Origin of the sequence: Leifsonia tongyongensis, assembly GCF_010686705.1 — a bacterium.
Taxonomy (GTDB): Bacteria; Actinomycetota; Actinomycetes; order Actinomycetales; family Microbacteriaceae; genus Diaminobutyricibacter; species Diaminobutyricibacter tongyongensis.
Genome location: NZ_JAAGWY010000001.1, coordinates 44198 through 65394, shown reverse-complemented (window position 1 = coordinate 65394; position 21197 = coordinate 44198). Strand labels below are relative to the sequence as shown.

Here is a 21197-nt window from a genome sequence, read left to right as displayed (position 1 = left end):
AACAATGGGCGCGGATGTCATCGTCGGAGCAGATGGGCGTAGACGCTGCTCGTGGGCCGAGACGGGGCAGTCCGGCATCCGTGACTATCACGACGAGGTATGGGGAACTCGGACGACCGACCAGAGCACGATCTTCGAGTCCCTCACCCTCGGCGTCTTCCAAGCCGGGCTCAGCTGGTCGATCGTGTTCGGCAAGCGTGACGGCTTCCGGCGTGCCTTCCATGGTTTCGATGTGGCGACGACCGCAGCGATGACGGAGGCGGCGATCGACGAGCTGATGCGCGATCCCTCGATCATCCGCAACCACGCCAAGATCGCCGCCACGATCGCCAACGCGCAGGCACTGCAGAATGCCTGGCCCGACGTCCTCGACCTGCTCGACAGTGCGCGCACGGGCCATGCCCCGCCACCGACGCTGGCCGACATCCCGACCTCGACGACGGAAGCCGAGCGGCTGACGCGGGAATTGAAGTCCCGGGCATTCCGGTTCGTCGGCCCGACGAGCGTCTACGCGTTCATGCAGAACGTCGGGGTCGTCAACGACCACCTCGAGGGCTGCTTCCGAGCCGCGACCTGACTACGCTGCCGGAAGTCCGGCGGCTTGGGCGACGAGGTTGGTTGCGACCGTCTCGAACGGCTCGATGTTGCGTTCTGCGCGTGCCAGTACGACCGCCCCTTCGGCTGAGGCGACGGCGATCGTGGCGAAGGCCGCGGCCGCGGCAGCTTGGATGCCCGCGTCGGCGAGCATCCTGGTCAGCTGTGAGCGGGAGGAGCGGAACACGTCACGGGCGTGGTCGACGATCTCCTCGACGGTCGTCGAAACGGTCACGGCGAGGACGGGGCATCCGGCCTTCATATCCGAGCGGAGCAGCGTGTGACGCCAGATCTGGATGAAACCGCCGACGATCATCTCCGGTGAGGCGCCGACGAATCGGTCCATCCACTCGGTGTATCGCCGGCCGGTCAGGTCCACGGCTGCGACGATCAGCTCGTCCTTGCCGCCAGGAAAGTGATGGTAGATCGAGCCGCGTGGCGCACCGGTGGCCTCGATGACCTCTGACAGCGACGTACCCTGCAGGCCACTCGTCGCGAGAAGGTCCATCGCGCCCTCGATCATCTGCTCGCGTGTGTTGCTCGCCATACATCAGCTCCCGTCAAGCCGTCCGACATCCTATGACTATGAGCATAATCATAAACGACGTGGAGGGCGGTTTCGTCAACTCCGAGGACAACGCCTGATCATTGCGGGCGGGGAAGGTCGTCGGCTCGTAGCGTCATCGGTTTGCAGGGTATGACGACTTCCCTAGCAAATATGTTGGATTCGCACCCTTGCGCCTTGAATATGTCGATCGGCATAGAGCATACTGTCCCGCAGAGGGTCAGTTCGGCCCCGATGGACCAAAGGAGCTTTGCCATGCCGATGATCGACATCTACGCGCCCGCCGGCACGTTTGCCGACCCGCACCAGGTCGCCCAGAACGCGGCCACCATCGTGAAGACCGTCGAGGCCGTGCCCGACATTCCGATGTTCCGGCAGAACACCGCCGGGTTCGTGCACGAACTCGCGGCCGGGGCGATCTCCGACGTGGACGGCGCCGGTGACCACGTGCGGGTGCAGGTGCTCACCAACGACGGCGCCCTCGACCGTGACAAGCAGCTCGCCGTCGTCACACAGCTCACCGACCTCGTCGTCACCGCTTCGGGCAACGACGCGCTCCGCGACCGCACCTGGGTGCTGCTCACCGAGGCGGTCCCCGGTGGCTGGGGGCTGTGGGGTCACGCGCACACCAACGAGGAGCTCGTCACCGCGGCGCGTGCGGAGATCGCCGAGTTGCAGGCCAAGGCCGCAGCCCAGGGAAACTGACGGCACGAGCCGTGACCGACCTGAACCTTGACGTCTTCGTCTACCCGATGGAGCCGTACAACAGCCCCGACCCTCCAGGCCCCGGTGAGGTTGTGACCTGGGCGCCGATGAGCTCCACCCTGATCGCCGGGCCGACCGAGGGGGTCCTCATCGACGCGATGCTCACCACCCACCACGCCGACGCGATCGCCGAATGGGCGAAGACCTTCAACAAGACGATCACCGGCATCTTCATCACCCACGGTCACACCGACCACTGGGGAGGCGGCGGACAGCTTCTCACCCACTTCCCAGACGCCGCGCTGTACGCGGCCCCCGAGGTCGCGGCTCGGGCCGCGTGGGAGGCAGAAGCGAACAAGACCTCCAAGTACTGGAGCTCTCGGTTCCCCGGTCAGCTCACGGACCCCCCAGTCGTGCCCGAGCTCTACCCCAGCGACGGAATCCTCGTCGACGGCGAGCCGGTGAACATCATCCACATCGGCCAGGGTGACATCGACGGGTCGGTCGTCTTCCACGTGCCGTCGATCGACGCGATCGTCGCCGGCGACGTCGTCTACAACAACGTCCACATGATGTTCTTCGAAGCCGACGAGCCGAAACGCGACGCCTGGATCGCATCGATCGACAAGATCGCCGCCCTGAACCCGAAGATCGTCGTCGCCGGACACAAGTCTGTCGGCGCGGCCGACACGCCGGATCACCTCGCCGCCTCACAGCAGTACATCCGCGACTTCAGCACAGTCGCCCGTCGCGGCGGCAGCGTCGAGGACCTCGTGAACGGGATGCTGGAACTCCACGGCAAACGCGACCAGAACCACACCCTCTGGATCTCGGCACGCGCCGAAGTCGCCCGCCGTCGGGCCGCACGGAGCTGAGACGCAGGGTAAGCGGGGGTTACGGGTTCGGTCCCGTGGCCGGCTTTAAGGAGAGCCAACCCCGGGACGTGAAGCTGCTGGCCAGTGGGTTTCGTCGGGAGGCGTTTGCCACCCAGCCGCAAAGGCGCCGTTGACCAGCATCCGAGTAGCGCTCATGACCAGGGACCGTGTGTCGTCCGCGCGGCGCAGCAGGTCCCAAGCCCATAGCGGCGCCGGAGACGTGACGGGCCGACGGGTCAAGGTAGGCGGCATCGGTGCCGCGTGCCGCTTCGGGGACTGCAGCACCGGCCGCCCGAGCCGGGCCACGTGCTCGAAGAAGGCAGGCCCGGTCACGCCACCGTCCTCGATGCGGAGGACGGATGCGCCACTGGCCGCCGCGAATGCCAGAGCGTAGCGGTTCCACGAGTCCCACGACGCCTCGTCGATATCAACGAGGACCGTGATTTCTGATGCGGGCACCGCGTCGTGACGGGCAGTCGGGTGAGTGCCGGGCATGACCGCTTGCAGTCGCTCATACTTCAGCAGATCGGAGGCCAGGTTGAGCCGCTCGGCGTCGGGCTTCTCAATCCAGGCGATCGCCAAATCCAGGCTGCCTTCGGCTACCCGCAATGCTTGAGTGTGGGATGGCAGGATCCATTCGTCGATACGGATTCGAAGGTTGGGCATGGTCGCGATTCCGGGGGGAAGCCAACTGACGTAGCCCAGGCGCAGCGGCAACTCTCGGTCGCCGTTGAGCGCCCGATCGAACGCTCGCGTGGCTGCTGCCAAGACTTCCCGGGCATCCGTTAGGAACTCGCTGCCAGCGGGCGTCAACTCCACGTGGCGACGGTCACGAATGAGCAGCTTCGTCCCGAGCTCGCGTTCGAGGTTGATGATCTGCTGAGAGAGCGACGGCCCGGAAATGTGAAGGCGTTCCGCGGCCCGACCGAAGTGCAGTTCCTCGGCAACGGCGACGAAGTAGGTGAGCTGCCGGAGTTCCACGAGCACGATCGTACGCCGGACCAATCGGTGAGAGGCAGCGGCTAACAGAGGTCGGATACTAGTCGTGGACGCCGCATGAGCACCCGGATTGACTACTGCGTAGGGCACGCAGAAGCGATGCCCTGGGAAACCGACAACCAGAGAAGGCTACGGCGGCCATGAGTGCAAACGTTCAGATGAACCTCGAGGTGCAGGTCATTGCAGTATCGGACCCCGACCGGTCCAAAAAGTTTTACGAGCGGCTCGGTTGGCGCCTCGACGAGGACGCCTCGCCGCTCGCAGGATTGCGCATCGTCCAGTTCACCCCGCCGGGCTCGGGGACCTCGGTCGACTTCGGCGTAGGCATCAATCCGGCCGCGCCGGGGTCAGCGGTGAACACGCTCGTCGTTTCCGATGTCGAGCTCGCCCACCAGGCACTCGTAGAGCGTGACATCGAGGTGACCGACATCTGGCACGGTCCGCCCTTCCCGGTGGAGGCGCGACAGCCCGGCATCGATCCCGAACGCACCAGCTACGGATCGTTCTGCTCGTTTGAAGACCCCGACGGCAATCTATGGATCGTCCAAGAGGTCACCGACCGCCTGCCCGGGCGTATCTAAGACCGAGGCGGATGCGCCACTCCGCCACCAGACAACACGAGCGAATGCTGATCAACGAGAAAGAAAGCAACCATGGAATTCCTTACCACGCTCATCACGAACGTTCCGCCCGGGACGGCAGAATCGACCGTCGAAGAAACCAAGGATCGTGAGGCGATCCGCGCCGCTGAACTGGCGGAGAAGGGCAATCTTCTGCGACTGTGGAAGCCGCCCGCCGGGCCAGGTGAGTGGCGAACTCTCGGCCTGTGGAGCGCCGGCACACTCGCCGACCTGAAGGAAATCCTGGCGTCACTCCCATTGCATGTGTGGATGACCGTGGAGATCACGCCACTGAATCGCCACCCGAACGACCCAGAGTCAGGGCGCCAAGGAACGCTCGCAGTACTCCCCACTACGAAAGGCTGATGCGCGAACGTAAGGCGGGGGATACGGGACACAATGACGGCGCCGCGCGCGAGCGATTCCGCCCGGCGCAGCGCCGTCATCAATCGATGGGGATCTGTCAGTGGCGATCGCCGCTGTCGTGCCCGTCGGTGCGGTGCGGCGCACCGGTGGCCAGCGCCAGCGTCTGCTGGAGTGTCGTGTACTCGGGCTTCGGCTGGAGGTTCTCGTCATAGATGTCGGCCGCGCCCTCACCGGCGAAGACGCCCGGGACCCACGAGTACGCGTCCCCGAAGCCCCAGACCGTGTACGAGATGCACTGCTTCACTGCGAGGCATGCTTGAAGCGTCGTGGTGTAGCCCGCGACCTGAGCGTTCTGTTCGAGTGAGGTCACCGGAAGCGTGGTGCGCATGTCGACCTCGGTCTCAGCGACGTTCAGGCCGAGCTTGGCGAACCGCTGCAGGTTGTTCTCCAGGTCGGGCAACCCGTACTGCGTGTCGAGGTGGGTCTGGAATCCGACCCCGTCGATGGGGACGCCCTGAGCCTTCAGCTGCGAGACCAACGCGTAGACCGCGTTGCTCTTAGGTCCCGTGAACTCGATGTTGTAGTCGTTGTAGAACAGCTTCGCTTTCGGGTCGGCGGCGTGAGCCCAGCGGAACGCGTCGGCGATATAGCCGGAACCGAGCTTCTGCAACCAGATCGAGTTGCGGAGGGTGCCGTCGTCGTTGAACGCTTCGTTGACCACATCCCACTGCCAGATCTTGCCCTTGAAGTGGGTGACTTCGTCGGTGATGTGCTTCTTCAGAATCGCCCGGAGCTGATCGGCGCTCAAGGAGGAGGCCTCCTGGGTGAGCCACTGCGGCAGCTGGTTGTGCCAGACGAGAGTGTGACCGCGCACGAGCTGGCCGTTGGCTTTGGCGGAGGCCACCAGGGCGTCGGCCGGCGCCCAGTTGTAGGTGCCCTGCGTCGGCTCGACGGACTCCCACTTCATCACATTCTCCGGCGTCACCGAGGAGAACTGGCTGTTCAGGATCTTCGTGTATGCCGGGTTGCTCGCGAGCAGGTCGGTGTTGACCGCCGTCCCGATGCGCAGTCCAACGGGAGCGGCCAGGGCCCTCAGGGAATCGGGCGGGACGACCGGGCCCGGATGGGCTGGCTGGCTCGCAAAGGCGGCTGCCTGACTGAACAGGACGACGCTGGCACCGAGGACAGCTGTGGTGATGAGGGCGGAACGGCGACGAGAATTCACGTCAAGTACTCCTTTGTACGGATCTCATTGGATAGAAATCGTTTTCGAACCGCAGCTGAAAATCGACCCCTATATGTTGTTTCTTCACACTAATCCCCGGGCTGTCGACCCGTCAACGAGGATAGACCGATATGTCTGCCCGTTCGCGACAGGGTGAGGCTCCCCGGGGCGACGAGCAAAGTGTGGTGCAATGACGTGGGGACAGGGGGAGTCCATGGGCCGGTCGGCGGGGGTCGTGATCGTTGTGTTCGTGGCGGTGAGCGTGATGGCCGGCGGGATCGCTGTCTGGGGCTCGAACGGAGCAGGAGCCCGGTCGGCGTCGACGAGGCCAGCCGGGTTGAATCGGCTGGGTGCGACCGCAACGGTTCTTGATGAGCTGCCGCCCACGATTTCGGCAGCGAAGATCGTGGCCGGAGGTGTCGACCCGGCCAGTGTGCATTTCATTCAGGCCGGTACCGCGGGCTCGTACTGGGTGGGTCTCGACGCTCGTGGGGATGTCTGCCTCATTGTCGCGACGGGGCGTGGCTCGACCGTATCGGGCGCAGCATGCGTGACACCGTCGGTTTTCGAGGCGCATGGCCTGGCGTACCGTCTGACGAGCAAGGGCCGTCCTGTAGCCGAGGCGTACCTGTTTCCCGACACCGTGTTCACCGGAACAAAGGCCTCCAACAAGGTCCTGGCGAATGTCATCGACGCTGACGCGACGATCAGCTACTACGACAACCTGCTCCTCCTCAATCCCACTGCAACGGCCGCGCAACGGGCAGCGTTTGCGTCCCAACTCGACGGATGGTTCGCCCTGGATGTGCTTACTCCCGCCAAGTGAGCGGACGACCGGAGGCGACCCGCCCGTGGCGGGTGTGCTACTTCGAGGCCGCGTAGGCCGCCAACGCGGTGAACGCCTTCGCCATCTTCTCCTGGATGCCGGGGATGTTGTTGCTCGTGCCGCTGAGTTGCACCCAGCTGTGGTCGATGATCGCGTCCGCCCAGCACCGCGGGTAGCCGTCACATCGGTACGCAGCCGCGGTCGCGCCGGGCACGGTCATCGGTGTAGACGTCACTCCCGGTGACGACTCGAGCTCTGGGAGCACCCATTCGCCGCCGGGAACGATCTGGACGATCAGCATGTCTTGGTTGACGGGTGCGTTCGTCCAGTCCCACGCGCAGTTGTAGAACGCTTCGCTACGGGTGGTCCAGTTGTTGATCGGGCTCTCATCCCCGGGACCGTTCCACTGGTCTGCGGAGCTTGCCGGGCCGGGCGCCATGACGTCGCTCATCGGAACAGCCGCCCCGAGATCTTTGCATGACACGACAGGCGACCACATGGTCGCCGGCGGCTGCCATGCCGGTAGCGCGGGTCCAGCTGCAGCGAGGTGGGAGACGACCGACTCCGCGATGGCGCGCACGACATCGACGGGCGCCAGTTTGCTGTTCGAGATCTGGCCGATCTGGATGTCGAACCAGTAGTCGCCTGCGACGACGGAAGCGGCGCAGCCACCTTTTGGTCCGCAGTAGGCCCAGGAGGCGTCGCCGACACCGAGGGACGGCGCGTCGGTTCGGTTGGTGAGAGCCAAACCAGCGCGGGCGTCCGCGGACACCGTCAGCGACGCAGAGTCCGTCCGCTGGTCGGGAGTGTCCCAATAGCAATTGAGGTTGCCCGCCTGTTCCCGCATGACCTGGCGTGTGTACGGGGGTGAGATCGGGTCGGTTGGCGTCAACGTCAACGTCGATTCGACTGCAGCGATCGCGGGCTGGTCGACGATCGTCGCGCAGCCGAGCGGTATCCGCGACGTCGGCGCGACGATCGCAGCGGACGTCGGAGTCGGCGTGGGCTGCGAACTCACGGCTGGTGGGGACGTCTTCGTTGCAACGGCCGGAGCGACGGCGCAACCACCCAAACCAACGACCGCGATCAGCCCGACTGCGACCAGTCCGACTCGAAACCGAACCATCCCGTTGCCCCCCTCCATGCCCTGATCAGAATCTACGGCTTGGGTGGAATATGCCGCGTAACGAATCAGCATCACCTCAGCGGCATATGGCCTGGGTCCAGCGCGTCTGTGAACGGCGCGGTCGTCGCGCTCATGTCGCGCCGTCCGGCGTCGTGAGCTCGGCGCGCAGGAAGTCGATCGTCACCCCTGCCATCGGCTCTGTCGTCCAGTACTTCTCCTCGCCACCCGTTACCGCGATATCCCCGTGACCGGCCCCGCGCACGAGAACCCGACGACTGCGTGCGCCGGCGCTTCGCAGTGCGTCGTGGAGGATGCTCGTCTGCACGGGCGAGACGATGCGATCGTCGCTGCCGTGGAAGAGCAGGAACGACGCCGCATCCGACCGAGCGTGCCGAGCCGGGTCGGCGGCGTGGACGGCGTCCGGGTCGTCGTCGAGAACGACCGCCGTGGGGCCGATGGCGAATTTCGCGAGCGAGTTGCCGGGTGCTCGGTTCTTGGCCACCGTCTCGGCGTCGAATCCCTCGGCGATGCGGAACAGGTCGGATGCCCCGAACTTGTCCACGACCGCACGGATGGGCGACCCTTCGTCTCCCCAGCGTGAGGCGTCACCCGTCACGCCGGCCATGGCCACCAGGTAGCCGCCCGCCGATTCGCCCCACAGCCCGACCTGTCGAGGATCGATCGCGTACTGCTCGGCGCGCCCGCTCAGGTAGCGGACGGCGTCGGCGAGGTCGTCGAGCGCATCCCGATACGTCGCACCGTGACGCACCGTGCGGTACTCGACGCTGGCGACAACGAAGCCGGATGCCGCCACGAAGCGTCGCATCCGCGCCCCTCCGACCTTCGGAGCCATGACGAACCCGCCTCCGGGGACGAAGACGACGAGCGGATGGCGGCCCGGCTCCTCCGGGATCATCAGGTCGAGCCTCAACGGGAGGGGTTTGCCGTCCGCGGTGGTGCGGCGCGCGTATTCGACATTGCGGACGAGGCGCACCCCCTTTGCACGCGGAATCTGGCGCGATGCGTCGGCGTCGATCACCTCGCTGTCGTGCCCGTCGAACGGGGCCGACTCCTTCGAGATGGGGATGGGGTGCCCCTGTAGCGCGGCGAGCCGCGTCATGAGCGTGGGGATGTTCATCGAGCTGCTCCTGCCGTCATCGCACGGACCAGATGCGGCGGCGCGCATCCGCGCTCGCCAACCCGTTCGGGGAGTCGGTCATGACCTGATGGTAGTCACGCGTCGAGTTGCGCGCCGTTGCGCAGCCGGGAGGCCGCGAGGAGAATGGCCCATGGAGTCGCGTCTTGCGCGAGGTCTCGGGAGGGAGGCCGGAATCAGCGAGCGGGGTCGGCAGATCAGCGAGGAGGCTTTCCACAGTCTCCAGCGTGACTACATCGACGCCACCGAGCAATTTGCGGCGATGAACGAGGTGCTGACGGCTCTCGGTCGCTCATCGTCCGACCCGGATGCGGTACTCGATACGGTCGTGGAGAGTGCCAGGCGCTTGTGCCGATGTGCTGCCGGCCAGATCTACCTCATCGAGGGGGAGCAGCTCGTGCTCTCGTCGGCCGTCGGTCCGTCCAGCGAATTCGTGCGTTACGTCAATGCTCATCCCCTGCAGCGCGACCGCAACACGCTCGCCGGCCGGGTCACGCTTGATCGCAACATCCAGCAGATCCCCGATGTCCTCAGCGATCCGGAATACGGACGCCTGGACGTGCAGGAGATCGAGAGCTATCGAACGGTGATCTCTGCCCCGTTGCTGCTCGATGAGGAGGTGGTCGGCGCGCTGTCGCTGTGGCGTATCGAGGTCGATCCATTCGACGATCGGGCCATCTCGCTGCTGCAGGCGTTCGCCACCCAGGCGGCGATCGTCGTCCGGAACGTGCGCCTGGTCCACGCCCTCGAAGAACGCGGCGCCGAGCTCGCCCGCAAAGTGGAACAGCTCGAAGCGCTGAGCGAGGTCGGCGAGGTGGTCAGCTCCAGCCTGGTGCTCGACGAGGTGCTCTCGAACATCATCATGAACGCCGTCCGCTTCTCGGGGTGCGACGGCGGTTCGATGATGGAGTACGTCGAGGAGGAGCGCTGTTTCTCCGTTCGGAGCGCCTACGCGAGCAGCGCCGAACTGCTCGCCCGGTTGCGCGCGACCCGGATCGAGCTCGAGACCACCCTTGTCGGCCGGGCCGCGATGGAAGGTCACCCGATCGCCGTGCCCGACCTGGACGCCGTCGACCTCGACCCGCACCTTCGCGTACTGCACGACGATGGCTGGCGCTCGGTGCTCGCGGTGCCCGTGCTGCGCGGTGAGCGGATCATCGGCGCTCTGGTGGTGAGGCGCAAGACGCCCGGCGACTTCTCGAGGGAGACCATCGAGTTCCTGGAGACGTTCGCGAGCCAATCGGCCCTCGCTGTGTGGAATGCGCAGCTGTTCCGCGAGCTGGAGACCAAGGGTGCTGAACTCGAAGTCGTCAGCCAGCACAAGTCCGAATTCCTCGCGAGCATGTCGCACGAACTCCGCACACCGCTCAACGCCGTCATCGGCTTCTCCGAAGTGCTGCTGGAAAGACTGTTCGGGGACCTCAACGATCGCCAGGACGAGTACCTCCGCGACATCCTCAGTTCTGGGCGGCACCTGCTGCAACTGCTCAACGACATCCTGGACCTGTCCAAGGTCGAGGCGGGGCGGATGGACCTTGCGACCTCGACGTTCTCGATTCGTTCGGCCCTGGAGTACGGCATCTCCATGGTGCGCGAGCGGGCCGGGCTCCACGGCCTCCAGGTGACCCTCGAGGTCGAACCCGGACTGGACACCCTCGACTCCGACGAACTGCGATTCAGACAGGTGCTCCTCAACCTGCTCAGCAATGCGGTGAAGTTCACGCCGGATGGCGGCCACATCGCGGTGACCGCCACCCGACTCGACGACGACCTGGTGGTCACAGTGACGGACGACGGGGCTGGAATACCGCTGGAAGATCAGGAGCGAATCTTCGAGTCGTTCCAGCAGGGTCGGCGCGGAGCGGAGCGCGGAGAAGGGACGGGGCTCGGTCTGACCCTCTGCCGACGGATCGTCGCGCTTCTCGGCGGCAGGATGTGGCTCGAGTCGCAACTGGGTGTGGGGAGCACCTTCGGATTCAGCGTGCCGATGCGGGCTCCGGCGGAAGAGCCCCCCGCCGGGTCGGCCGACGACGGGCGCCTGCCCGTGGTCGTGGTCGTCGATGACGACCGAGCTTCGCTCGCCCTGATCTCCGCGTATCTCGACGGCCTCGGCGTGCAGGTCGTGCTGGCGCGGGACGGCCGGGAAGGGCTCGAGTTGATTCGCGCCGTCGAGCCTTCCGCGATCGTGCTCGACATCCTCCTGCCGGGGCTGGACGGGTGGGAGGTGCTCGCTCGGTTGCGCCAGGATGAGGCGACGCGGGGGATCCCCGTGATCATCGCATCCATCGTCGATGAGAAGTCCCGCGGCCTGAGGCTCGGCGTCGCCGAGTACCTGATCAAGCCGGTGGGTCGCGAGCAGCTGGTCGGGGCGTTGCGCCGCGCTGGAGCCGTGCCTGCGGGCTCGCCGGCGCCCGCAGAGGGACTCACTTCCGGGCGGCGCTCCGGAGGGGCGGTCTGATGTCCGGTAACCGCATCCTCGTGGTGGAGGACAACCCGCTCAACCTCAAGCTCGTGCGAGACGTGCTCAACGCTCACGGCTTCGAGGTGGTGGAGGCGGTCTCGGGCGAGGAGGGAGTGGCACTCGCCTCGAGCTGCTCGCCCGACCTGGTCCTGATGGATCTGCAGCTACCGGGCATCGACGGCTATGAGGCGCTGCGGCTCCTGCGGCAGGATTCCCGGCTCGGTGGCGTCCCGGTGGTCGCCTTCACCGCTTTCGCCATGCTGGAGGACAGGGAGCGAACCTCGCGAGAGGGTTTCGACGGCTACCTCGCCAAACCGATCAGTGTCGGGGCGCTGCCATCACAGGTCGGCGAATTCCTGAGCAACGGACGAGCCGATGCCGGATGAGCCGATGTCTGATGACCCGATCACTGTCCTCGCGGTGGATGACCTGCCCCAGAACCTCCGACTCCTCGACGCCGTGCTCAGCCCCCGCGGCTACCGGATGCTGCGAGCGACGACCGGCGAGGAGGCTCTGGCCATGCTGCCGACAGCGGGAGCAGACCTGGTGCTCCTCGACATCGTGATGCCGGGGATCGACGGCTACGAGGTCTGTCGCCGCATCCGGAACACACCGGGATTCGAGTTCCTGCCTGTTGTGATGATCACCGCCAGTGGCGACCAGGAGAAGATCCGTGCCATCGAGGCCGGGGCCGACGACTTCGTGAGCAAGCCGTTCAACCAGGGCGAACTCCTCGCGCGTGTCGCCTCCCTCGCCCGTGTCAAGCGCTATCAGGACACAATCGAAAGGCAGGCCGCCGAGCTCGCCGCGTGGAATCGCGAGCTGGAGGCGCGAGTCGACGCCCAAGTGGACGAACTCCAGCGGGTCAACCGGCTACGCCGCTTCCTGTCCCCGCAGCTGGTCGACCTCGTGATCGACTCCGGCGACGAAGGGTTCCTCGACAGTCACCGGCGCGAGATCGTGGTCGTCTTCTGCGATCTGCGCGGATTCACCCCGTTCGCCGAAGGCAGCGAACCCGAAGAGGTGATGGGAGTGCTCGCCGAGTATCACGCGGCGATGGGCGAACTGATCTACCGGTTCGAAGGCACTCTGGAACGCTTCACGGGGGATGGGATGATGGTGTTCTTCAACGACCCGCTGCCCTGTGACGACGCGGCCGAACGAGCAGTGACGATGGCGGTGGCCATGCGGGACCGGGCCGCTCAACTGGCGGAGGGCTGGAGTCGCCGGGGCAATGACCTCGGCTTCGGCGTCGGTATCGCCCAGGGCTTCGCCACGCTGGGCCGGATCGGATTCGAGGGTCGGTTCGACTACGCCGCGATCGGCAGCGTCACGAACCTGGCCGCGCGCCTATGCGCGGCCGCCGAGCCATCGCAGATCCTCGTGGCCCAACGGGTGTACTCGGCTACGGAGGGGCTGGCCATCGGCCATCCCGTCGGGGAGCTCGAATTGAGGGGATTCACGCGCCCGGTCAGGGCGTTCGCCGTCACCGGCATCGACGAGACGAAGGTGGGAGTGGCCACATGACACCCCTGGCAAGCACAGGATCACTGGACCCGGATATCAGGCTGGCCGACCTGGATGAGGAGGGTCGCGCTCGCCGATTCCACAGGCTGCAGGATCGGATGGAGTCGGTGTGGCAATCGATGAAGCTCGACTTCGACGACGAGTCGGTCGTGGTCGTGCCGTCCGTCGCACTGAACTCCTCGGTCACGGGCAGCGGCAGCATGACCCAGGCCTTCGAGGAGCGCCTTCTGTTCCTGCTCCTGCTGCTGCGCCAACCACGGCTGCGGATGATCTACGTCACGTCGATGCCCATCGATCCGAGGATCGTCGAGTACTATCTGGCGCTGCTGCCCGGCGTCATCCCGAGCCACGCGCTGGCCCGGCTGTCGACGCTCTCGGTGGGGGATTCGTCGCCCCGGCCGTTGAGCGAGAAGCTCCTGGAGCGACCACGGCTGCTCGCGAAGATCGCTGCCCTCATCCCCAACAGGGCCCGCAGCCATCTGATCCCCTACAGCACGACCGAACGCGAGCGCGACATCGCCCTGACCCTCGGCATACCGATGTACGGCGCGGATCCGCGCCTGGCCGTTCTCGGCAGCAAGTCCGGATGCCGCAGGCTCTTCGGAGAGGTCGGGGTGCGCTATCCGCTCGGAGCGGAGGACCTGTACAGCCTCGAGGACGTGGTGGACGCCATCGGAACACTCCTGACGATGCGTCCGGCACTGAGTCAGGTCATCGTGAAACTCAACGAGGGAGTCTCCGGCGCAGGCAATGCGGTGGTCGACCTCGATGGGCTCGGCGGACTCCCGGAGTCAGACCGACGGTCCGCGATCGGGCAACGGGTGCGCAAGATGACATTGGAGTCCCCGGACGTTCCGTTCGAGGTGTACGTCGCCAGACTCGAATCCGCCGGAGGAATCGTTGAGGAACGCATCATCGGTGAGGAACTCCTGAGCCCGAGCGTTCAGTTGCGGACGCTCCCCGACGGCCGTGTCGAACTCCTGTCCACCCACGACCAGCTCCTCGGCGGGGTCAGCGGTCAGAGTTATCTGGGGTGTGCCTTTCCCGCTGACCCGGCGTACTCGCGCCTGATCAGCGAGCCGGCGATGGCGATCGGCGAAGGATTGGCCGCGGCGGGGGTGCTCGGGCGGTTCGCTGTCGACTTCGTGGTGGTCCGGGACACCGAGGGCGACTGGTCGGCGTACGCGATCGAGATCAACTTGCGCAAAGGCGGCACGACGCATCCGTTCCTCACCCTCCAGTTCCTCACCGACGGGCGGTACGACGGGCGATCCGGGCGATTTCTCACCCCGGAGGGAACGGAGAAGCACCTTGTGGCCACCGATCATCTCGAGGCGGCTGAACTTCGCGGCCTCTCGATCGGCGACCTGTTCGATGTGGTGGCCAGACACGGCCTTCACTTCGATCCGTCACGCCAGGCGGGCATCGTCTTCCACATGATCAGCTGCATCACCGAGCACGGTCGGGTGGGAATGACCGCGGTCGGCGACACCCCCGAACAGGCGATGGAGCTGTACGAGAGGGCGAGACGCGTTCTCTTCGACGAAGCCAGGCTCGGAGGTCGGGAGAGTACCCTTCCTGAGTAGAGGGAGGCCTCGTGGACCGGGTCTGGTATGTCGCCTACGGCACGAACCTGAGCTCCGCTCGGTTCCGGTGCTACCTTGTCGGTGGCCGGCCTGAGGGCGGGTCGCGGATCTACCCGGGCTGCCGCGATCGGACCGAGCCGGGCGGTGACGTGAGCGTCGACTTCCCGGGTTCGCTCGCCTTCATCGGCCGGTCGAGTGTCTGGGGTGGCGGAACGGCGGTGTTCCATCCCCAGGGATCGGGGCGGGTAGCGGGCCGCGCGTATCTCGTCACCGCGGAGCAGTGCACCGATCTGCTCGCCCAGGAGTCGCGGCAGCTCCCTGGAGCCGACCTCGACCTCGATCCGTTGTGGCGGAGCGATCGCCTGGTCCTCGGACCGGGTCGTTATCAGACAGTGGTGCGCATGGGTACCCGAGGAGGGCTCCCGATGGTGACGTTCACCTGCGATCGCGAGGACGATCTCGCCGCGCCTGCCCGGGCCTACCTGCGCGTGATGGCTGCAGGGCTCCGTGAGTCACGGGCATGGTCTTCCGCGCGGATCGCGTTGTATCTGGCGAGGATCGCAGGCGCCGAACGTGTCGGGACGCCTGACGCAATCGCCGCCATCGTCGCCTAGGGATGCTCAGCGCACCGCCGCGACGAGCTCATGTGCGCCCCGTAGAATCGCGGTGTGGCCGAAACGATGACGGATGCTCCGCCCGCCCGTGAACCGAGCTGGTACGTGCTCGTGTACCGCATCCCCTCCGAGCCGACGCGGCTTCGAGCGACCGCCTGGCGCAGACTGAAGTCGCTGGGAGCGGTCTACCTCCAGAACTCGGTCGCAGCGCTGCCCGTGAGTCCGGCGGCTGAGCGCGCTCTTCGCAAGCTCCAGCACGACATCGTCGAGATGTCGGGCACGGCCATCCTGATCGAGTCGACGGTTCTCGTCGGCGAAGCGAACGTGCTGTCGATCTACCAGGCTGCGCGCACCGACGAGTACGAAGAGATCGTCGACCGGAGCGAAGGCTTTCTCGCCGAACTCCAGAAGGAGTACGAGAAGAACCACTTCAGCTACGCCGAGCTCGAAGAGAACGAAGTGGACTACACCAAGCTGGTGAACTGGTTCGGCAAGGTCCGCGCCCGTGACGAATTCGATGCACCCGGCCGCGCTCAGGCGGAGGATGCGCTGAAGCGGTGCGAGATCGCCCTCGAGGACTACGCTGCGCGGGTCTACGCCGAGGAGCCCGAGGGGCACTGAGCGCTGAGCGCTGAGCGCGGGCCCCGCAGCGCCGTGGCTAGCGCAGGGCCCGCTTCACACCGTAGGGGATGAGCAGAAGCACGGCGATCGGCACCACGATCCACGCCAGGGACGAGAACTGCGCGACGACGAACGTCACGAGGAACGACAGTGCTACTCCCGCAGCGATCTGCCAATCGTCGCCGATGATGAAGTCGTACCAGAAGGCGCCGAAGGCGGCGATGCGGGTCCGCACGGTCGGTCGTGCAGCGGGGCTCGCGTCCGCTTCGGCGGCGTGCGCCTGCGGAGCCGTGGCAGCCGGAGCCGTGGCAGCCGGAGCCGCGGCAGTCCCGTCGGGGCCGAGCTGGCCGGCCGCGTTCGCCGGTACGAGAACGCTCGCGTCGTTCGGCACCGGGACGTCAGAACCGGCCGCCTTGCGCAGACGGTAGGAGCGCATCCCCCAGACGAGCGCGAGCGATACGACGGCGATCGCCGGCGCGATCACGAGCAGTGCGAGGTCGCCTCCGGGCCAGACGGCGCCCGCACCTTCGGCGCCCCAGAAGACGCCGAACGTCGTCAGCATGATGCCGACGATGAACTTGAGTGTGTTCTCCGGGACGCGGGACAGCGGACCGCGCACGACGATCCCGAGGATGACGACGAGCACCACAGCCACGGCCGCCGCGACGACGGCGAGGGGGAGATTCTGCTGGTTGGCGCCGAAGGTGAGCACGATGAAGACGACTTCCAGACCCTCGAGCACGACGCCCTTGAAGGAGAGGGTGAACGCGTACCAGTCCTTGACCCCGCCGCGGGCAGTGTGCTCCGCACGTTCTGCGGCCTCCCGCTGCTTCTTGTAGATCGCCTCTTCGTCGTGGAGGGGCTTGTAGCCGCTCGCCCGAAGGACGGCCTTGCGGATCCATTGGAGTCCGAAGACGAGCAGGAGCCCACCGACGACCACGCGCAGCACCCCGATGGGGAGCAGCATGATCGCGGGGCCCGCGACCGCAACGGCGACGGCGAGCACGACGACGCCTGCGAGGACGCCCATGACGGCCGACCTCCAGTGGCGGGCGCTTCCCGCTGCGAGCACGATCGTGGTTGCTTCGACCGCCTCGACGAGGCAGGCGAGGAACACAGCGATGAAGAGGGCTGCGTCGTTCATTTCGGTGACACTCCTGAATCGATTGGTTTTCGTTCGCCAGTAATTGTAACAGTTGTTAGTCACGATGGGTGACGGATGAGCTCGGAAAAGCCAGGCAGCCTTCCGGGTCGATCCTGACGAGGCATCGATCGCCGCGAGTCCACGCGCGTTCGTCGAAGACCGACGTCAAGACACCCTGCTCGCATTCGACGACGTGGTCGTAGCCGCGTCCGCGATAGGCGACATCGAGAATCCGGCCCGGCACAGCCTGGGCCGGCATGGACCCAGCGCTCTCCGATCCGTTCGGAACCGGCTCGAGTCGTGTGGCGATCGGCCTGATCATCAGGTCGACCCGGCTGCCTTCGCGCACGCCGGGCCCCATGGTGCTCTTCAGCTCATGGTCGCCGACCCGAACCGACACATATCCCGCAGCAGTGATCCCAGCCGTTCCGGTGAAGGAGCCCGCGAGACCGGTGAACCGGGCGACGAACGGCGTCTCCGGGCGGCGGTAGATCGACTCGGGTGTGCCGCGCTGCTCGATCGTTCCCGCGCGCAGAACGGCCACCTCGTCGGCGAGGGCGAACGCCTCGCCCTGATCGTGGGTGATGTACAGCGCTGTCGCACCCGATTCCCTCGTCAGCGTGGCGATCTCGAGACGAAGGTGCTCGCGCAGGTCCGCGTCGAGATTCGAGAGCGGCTCATCGAACAGGATGAGCGAAGGCGACCCGACGATCGCCCGCGCGAGCGCGACCCGCTGCTGCTGACCGCCCGAGAGCTCATGCGGGTAGTTCGAGGCCTTCGACCCCAGACCGACCCGTTCGAGCGTCTCATCGACACGTCGCGAAGCCTCCCGGGAGCGGGCGTGGCGCCGACGCAGCGGATAGGCCACGTTCTGACGAACCGTCATATGCGGCCAGAGCGCGTAGTCCTGGAAGACCATCGCCAGGTCGCGCTTCTCCGACGGCACATGGACACCCGAATCGCTCACCAGCCTGCCGCCGAGCCTGATGCTTCCGGCATCCAGTCGTTCGATACCCGCGATCGCCCGCAACAGCGTCGTCTTGCCCGAGCCCGAGGGGCCGAGCAGTACGGTGAACGATCCCTCGCGGATGTCCAGGTCGACGCCCTTCAACGCCTCGACCGACCCGTAGGTCTTGCGGGCGCCGCGGACGCCAACGAGGTGCCCGCGGTGTGCGGGGTCCGCGGCCGGACGGTCCGCGACGATCGCTTCGCTCGCGCTCATCGCGCTCCTCCCAGATGGCGCCAGCCGACCGGCGTGACGATACGGAACACGAGGTAGCCGACACCGACGACCGCCAGAGCGGACAGGATGGCAAGAACCTCCATCGCGGTGCCTCCTCCGAAGTCGTACTTGCTGAGTGCGGTCGTGATCCCGACGGAGATGGGCTGCTCGCCCGGGGGAGCCAGCAGTTGCGACACCGGAAGCTCGAGGAGCGTCGCCGTGTAGGTGAGGAGCCACGCCGTGAGCAGGGGTCGGGCGACGACCGGCACGACGATCGAGAGCCATGACAGGACCACGCCCCGGCCGTGCACCCGGGATGCGCTCATCATCGAATCCTGAAGCTGACTCATCGTGCCGGACAGAACGCGCGACGTCGATGGAAGTGCCGTCGCCAGGTAGGCGAGCAGCAGCAGGCTCGTCGTGCCGTACAGATGGATGCCGATCGCATTCGTGAACGGCAGGTTGTACGCGAAGATGTACCCGGCGGCGAACACGATGCCCGGCAGTGCAACGGCGGCCAGTAGCACGAGATCGAGGACTTTTCCGCCGAAGGAGTTGCCTTTGCTCGCCAGCATGCGCGCGCAGACCAGCGCCATGATCACGGTCACACTCGCCGTCACCGCTGCGAGGCCGGCCGAGTAGAGGAGCGGCCCGCTCAGGTCGGGGCTCGTGATGACCCTGGAGTAGTTCGCCAGCGACCATTGGTGGGTTCCCGCGAGAGAGCCGAGACCGTCGATGAGCGAGGCCGAGACGGCTCCGAACGTCGGAACGCCGAGGGCGGTCACCAGGAGCAGCGTCAGCGCGAATGACGCAAGGAGCTGCGCTCGCAGGGACAGCGTGCACCGCACGGCAGGACGCGTCCGTCCGCCGAGCACGCGATAGCTTCGACCGCGAAGGGCTCGACTCTGCGCGAACAATGCGAGGACCACCAGAAGGAGGAGGAGCCAGCCCACCGCGGCGGCCACCGGGAACTGCACCGGGAAGGCCTGAACGGCGTTGTAGAGGGTGAACGTCGCGACGGTGAAATGCGAGTCATTGGCGAGTGTCGAGGCGACCCCGAAGTCGCCGACGGACTCCGCGAACACGATGGCGAGCGCAGCCCAGATCGCAGGCCCGAGCAGCGAGACCACGATGGCGATCGCCGATACCGGTCCGCCGCCGTGCACGCGCACCGCATCCTCGAACTCGTTCCCCAGCCCGCGCAATGCGTTGGAGATCGCCAGATACGCGAACGGTATGCCCTTCACGGTCAAGACCAGGACGATGCCGACGGGGCCGTAGAAGACGTTGCGGATACCACTCGGATCGAACCCGAGGGTCTGCAGCACGCCATTCGGCTCCAGCAGGCGCTCCCATCCGAGGGCGATGAGGTACGAGGGTGTGAGCAGGAGCGCGAAGACGACGCCCGTCCACAGTCGTCTCCCCCAGACGTTCGTGCGCTGGACGAGCCACGCGAGGCCGAACGCGATCGCCGCCGAGATGACCGCAGTCGAGATGCCGACCATCAGCGAGTTGAGGAATCCGGTCAGCAGGTGACCGTTGAGTGCGGTGGCGAATGCCGAGAGCGTGAACCACTGCGGACCCTGGTCCAGCAGCCGTGGAGAGAACGCCCCGGCGAGGAAGAGGGCGATGGGAAGCACCAGGATCGCGACGATCAGCAGCCAGAAGGCGGTGAGCGGGTTGAACCGCGGACGAATCCGCGAGAGCGGGCGTGCCGGCCGCACGCCCGCCTCGATGGATGAAACGGCGACCATCTACTTGATGTTGGTGTCGAACCAGGTCACGACATCCGACTGTTTCGGACCCCAGAAGGCCGGGTCGATCTTCTGGTATGCCGTCGGGAAGGGCGGCAGGTCCTTCAGCGAGGGCGCCTTGTCGACGACCGGCCAGAAGAGCGAGTCGCCGCTCGGGTCGCCGGTGAGCATGACCGCCTGCCCGGCGGGGGAGAGGGCGAAGTCGATGAACTTCTTCGCTTCGGCCTGCTGCACGGCGTCGGCGCCTTTGTCGATGCCGATGACGGCCGGGAGCAGCGTCGACTTCGGGAGGTACGCGATCTTCGGCTGGAACTGAGCGGTCGGCTTGGTCTTGACGACCTCGCCGGTCGCTGCGGAGCTCTGGATCAGGCCGTAATCGACCTGGCCCGTTTCGAGGGCGTGCAGCGTGTCTCCGTTCGTGGGGAACACCTTCAGGCCGTTGGCCTTCAGCTGGGTGAAGTAGGACTCCCCGGCGGCGACCCCGCCGCTTTGGCCGCCGAGCTGGTTCATCAGACCGGCGATGAACGGGTATGTCGGGCCGGACTGCGACGGGTCGTTCATACCCACTTTGCCCGTGAAGTCGGAGCCGAGCAGATCCTGATAGCTCGACGGGACCTTGCTGACTTTGGCGGCGTTGTAGATGAGGGCCGCCATGACCGTCGTCCCGGTCGGCGTGTACGCATTGTCGCTCCGCAGGATGGAGGTGCCGACCGTATTGAAGGCAGCGTTCGCCTTGTACGGAAGCAACTGGCCCTGTTTGTCGAGCGCTGCGAAGGCGGTGTCTCCGTCGACCCAGAGCATCGACCATTGCGGGTTGTTTCTCTCGGCCGCGATCTTCGTGAGCAGAGGGCCGGTGCTGTCGTCGACGACCTTGACGGGGATTCCGGTGGATGCTGTGAACGCTTTGGCGGTGACGGAGTCGTACCCCTCGGCCGCGTAGAGTACGAGTGGTTCGACAGCAGCGCTGCCGGTTGACGTAGAGGCCGAGGCGGTTGCAGAGCAACCAGCGAGGGCGACGACGGATGCTGCGAGCAGTCCGAATGTTGCCAGACCTTTGACGGCATTCATTTCTGAATCTCCTGTGTCGTTGTGATGGGATGCTAACGGTCGTTACAAACCATACGAAACACAATCGCTCTCATCGTGACTGCAGGGTGACCATCCGGTGAACGAACGGTCACATGAACAGCACGAACGCCCCGCCCGAGAAT

The 21197-nt window shown here is 66.0% G+C and carries 21 protein-coding genes; 12 read left to right on the top strand and 9 right to left on the bottom strand.

All coding sequences use genetic code 11. From position 1 onward, the window contains the following. The first annotated feature begins 4 nt into the window (after nt 1-4). Nucleotides 5-577, top strand: coding sequence for a DNA-3-methyladenine glycosylase I (locus tag G3T36_RS00345; protein ID WP_163287457.1), 573 nt, complete (start codon nt 5-7; stop codon nt 575-577). Here G3T36_RS00345 and G3T36_RS00340 read toward each other — a convergent pair whose 3' ends face one another. Continuing rightward, nucleotides 578-1141, bottom strand: a complete 564-nt coding sequence (locus G3T36_RS00340) for a TetR/AcrR family transcriptional regulator (RefSeq protein ID WP_163287456.1) — start codon at nt 1139-1141, stop codon at nt 578-580. It lies immediately after the preceding gene. Nucleotides 1142-1414: 273 nt separating this feature from the next. Here G3T36_RS00340 and G3T36_RS19480 point away from each other — a divergent pair, with 273 nt between their 5' ends. After that, nucleotides 1415-1864, top strand: a complete 450-nt coding sequence (locus G3T36_RS19480; RefSeq protein WP_193570833.1) for a hypothetical protein — start codon at nt 1415-1417, stop codon at nt 1862-1864. Nucleotides 1865-1875: 11 nt separating this feature from the next. Further along, nucleotides 1876-2739, top strand: a complete 864-nt coding sequence (locus G3T36_RS00330; protein WP_163287455.1) for an MBL fold metallo-hydrolase — start codon at nt 1876-1878, stop codon at nt 2737-2739. 45 nt (nt 2740-2784) lie between these two features. Here G3T36_RS00330 and G3T36_RS00325 read toward each other — a convergent pair whose 3' ends face one another. Beyond that, complete coding sequence (locus G3T36_RS00325) at nt 2785-3720, bottom strand: LysR family transcriptional regulator (protein WP_163287454.1); 936 nt, start codon at nt 3718-3720, stop codon at nt 2785-2787. Between the two features lie 158 nt (nt 3721-3878). Here G3T36_RS00325 and G3T36_RS00320 point away from each other — a divergent pair, with 158 nt between their 5' ends. After that, the gene (locus G3T36_RS00320) at nt 3879-4319 is read left to right on the top strand and encodes a VOC family protein (protein ID WP_163287453.1); all 441 of its coding nucleotides are present in this window, start codon (nt 3879-3881) and stop codon (nt 4317-4319) included. Between the two features lie 72 nt (nt 4320-4391). Beyond that, on the top strand, nt 4392-4724 hold the full coding sequence (locus tag G3T36_RS00315; protein ID WP_163287452.1) for a muconolactone Delta-isomerase family protein: 333 nt from the start codon (nt 4392-4394) through the stop codon (nt 4722-4724). A gap of 97 nt (nt 4725-4821) precedes the next feature. On the opposite strand, the gene G3T36_RS00310 is transcribed toward G3T36_RS00315, so the two are convergent. Next, nucleotides 4822-5949, bottom strand: a complete 1128-nt coding sequence (locus tag G3T36_RS00310) for an endo-1,4-beta-xylanase (RefSeq protein ID WP_338031400.1) — start codon at nt 5947-5949, stop codon at nt 4822-4824. Between the two features lie 190 nt (nt 5950-6139). On the opposite strand from G3T36_RS00310, the gene G3T36_RS00305 reads away from it, so the two are divergent. Next, complete coding sequence (locus tag G3T36_RS00305) at nt 6140-6775, top strand: hypothetical protein (protein ID WP_163287451.1); 636 nt, start codon at nt 6140-6142, stop codon at nt 6773-6775. Between the two features lie 37 nt (nt 6776-6812). Here the strand turns inward: G3T36_RS00305 and G3T36_RS00300 are convergent, their stop codons facing one another. Further along, nucleotides 6813-7793, bottom strand: coding sequence for a hypothetical protein (locus G3T36_RS00300; protein WP_163287450.1), 981 nt, complete (start codon nt 7791-7793; stop codon nt 6813-6815). 238 nt (nt 7794-8031) lie between these two features. Next, nucleotides 8032-9039 carry an alpha/beta hydrolase gene (locus tag G3T36_RS00295; RefSeq protein ID WP_163287449.1) on the bottom strand — a complete coding sequence of 336 codons (1008 nt, stop codon included), beginning with the start codon at nt 9037-9039 and terminating at the stop codon, nt 8032-8034. 151 nt (nt 9040-9190) lie between these two features. On the opposite strand from G3T36_RS00295, the gene G3T36_RS00290 reads away from it, so the two are divergent. The 6 genes from G3T36_RS00290 to G3T36_RS00265 are packed head-to-tail and all read left to right on the top strand — an operon-like array spanning nt 9191 to nt 15866. After that, complete coding sequence (locus G3T36_RS00290; RefSeq protein WP_163287448.1) at nt 9191-11515, top strand: hybrid sensor histidine kinase/response regulator; 2325 nt, start codon at nt 9191-9193, stop codon at nt 11513-11515. Further along, nucleotides 11515-11904, top strand: a complete 390-nt coding sequence (locus G3T36_RS00285) for a response regulator (protein ID WP_163287447.1) — start codon at nt 11515-11517, stop codon at nt 11902-11904. The genes G3T36_RS00290 and G3T36_RS00285 overlap by 1 nt, the downstream gene beginning before the upstream one ends. Nucleotides 11905-11908: 4 nt before the next feature. Then, entirely contained in the window at nt 11909-13045 is a 1137-nt protein-coding gene (locus G3T36_RS00280) for an adenylate/guanylate cyclase domain-containing protein (RefSeq protein ID WP_163287446.1), read from the top strand. Continuing rightward, entirely contained in the window at nt 13042-14631 is a 1590-nt protein-coding gene (locus G3T36_RS00275; RefSeq protein ID WP_163287445.1) for a peptide ligase PGM1-related protein, read from the top strand. Before G3T36_RS00280 ends, G3T36_RS00275 begins: the two co-directional genes overlap by 4 nt. Nucleotides 14632-14642: 11 nt before the next feature. Further along, a complete protein-coding gene (locus G3T36_RS00270; RefSeq protein ID WP_163287444.1) occupies nt 14643-15245 on the top strand; it encodes a histone deacetylase in 603 nt (200 codons plus the stop codon). A gap of 54 nt (nt 15246-15299) precedes the next feature. After that, nucleotides 15300-15866: a Chromate resistance protein ChrB gene (locus G3T36_RS00265; protein ID WP_205244972.1), complete on the top strand. Its 567-nt coding sequence runs from the start codon at nt 15300-15302 to the stop codon at nt 15864-15866. Nucleotides 15867-15903: 37 nt separating this feature from the next. On the opposite strand, the gene G3T36_RS00260 is transcribed toward G3T36_RS00265, so the two are convergent. Genes G3T36_RS00260 through G3T36_RS00245 form a run of 4 tightly spaced genes read right to left on the bottom strand, consistent with a single transcriptional unit; the run spans nt 15904 to nt 21054 of the window. Next, nucleotides 15904-17010 (bottom strand): COG4280 domain-containing protein, encoded by a 1107-nt coding sequence (locus G3T36_RS00260; RefSeq protein WP_163287443.1) that lies wholly within the window; start codon nt 17008-17010, stop codon nt 15904-15906. A 55-nt stretch (nt 17011-17065) separates the two neighbouring features. Continuing rightward, complete coding sequence (locus G3T36_RS00255) at nt 17066-18232, bottom strand: ABC transporter ATP-binding protein (protein ID WP_163287442.1); 1167 nt, start codon at nt 18230-18232, stop codon at nt 17066-17068. Beyond that, nucleotides 18229-19986: an ABC transporter permease gene (locus G3T36_RS00250; RefSeq protein WP_163287441.1), complete on the bottom strand. Its 1758-nt coding sequence runs from the start codon at nt 19984-19986 to the stop codon at nt 18229-18231. The genes G3T36_RS00255 and G3T36_RS00250 overlap by 4 nt, the downstream gene beginning before the upstream one ends. Next, nucleotides 19987-21054, bottom strand: coding sequence for an ABC transporter substrate-binding protein (locus tag G3T36_RS00245; protein WP_163287440.1), 1068 nt, complete (start codon nt 21052-21054; stop codon nt 19987-19989). Nucleotides 21055-21197 lie beyond the last annotated feature (143 nt).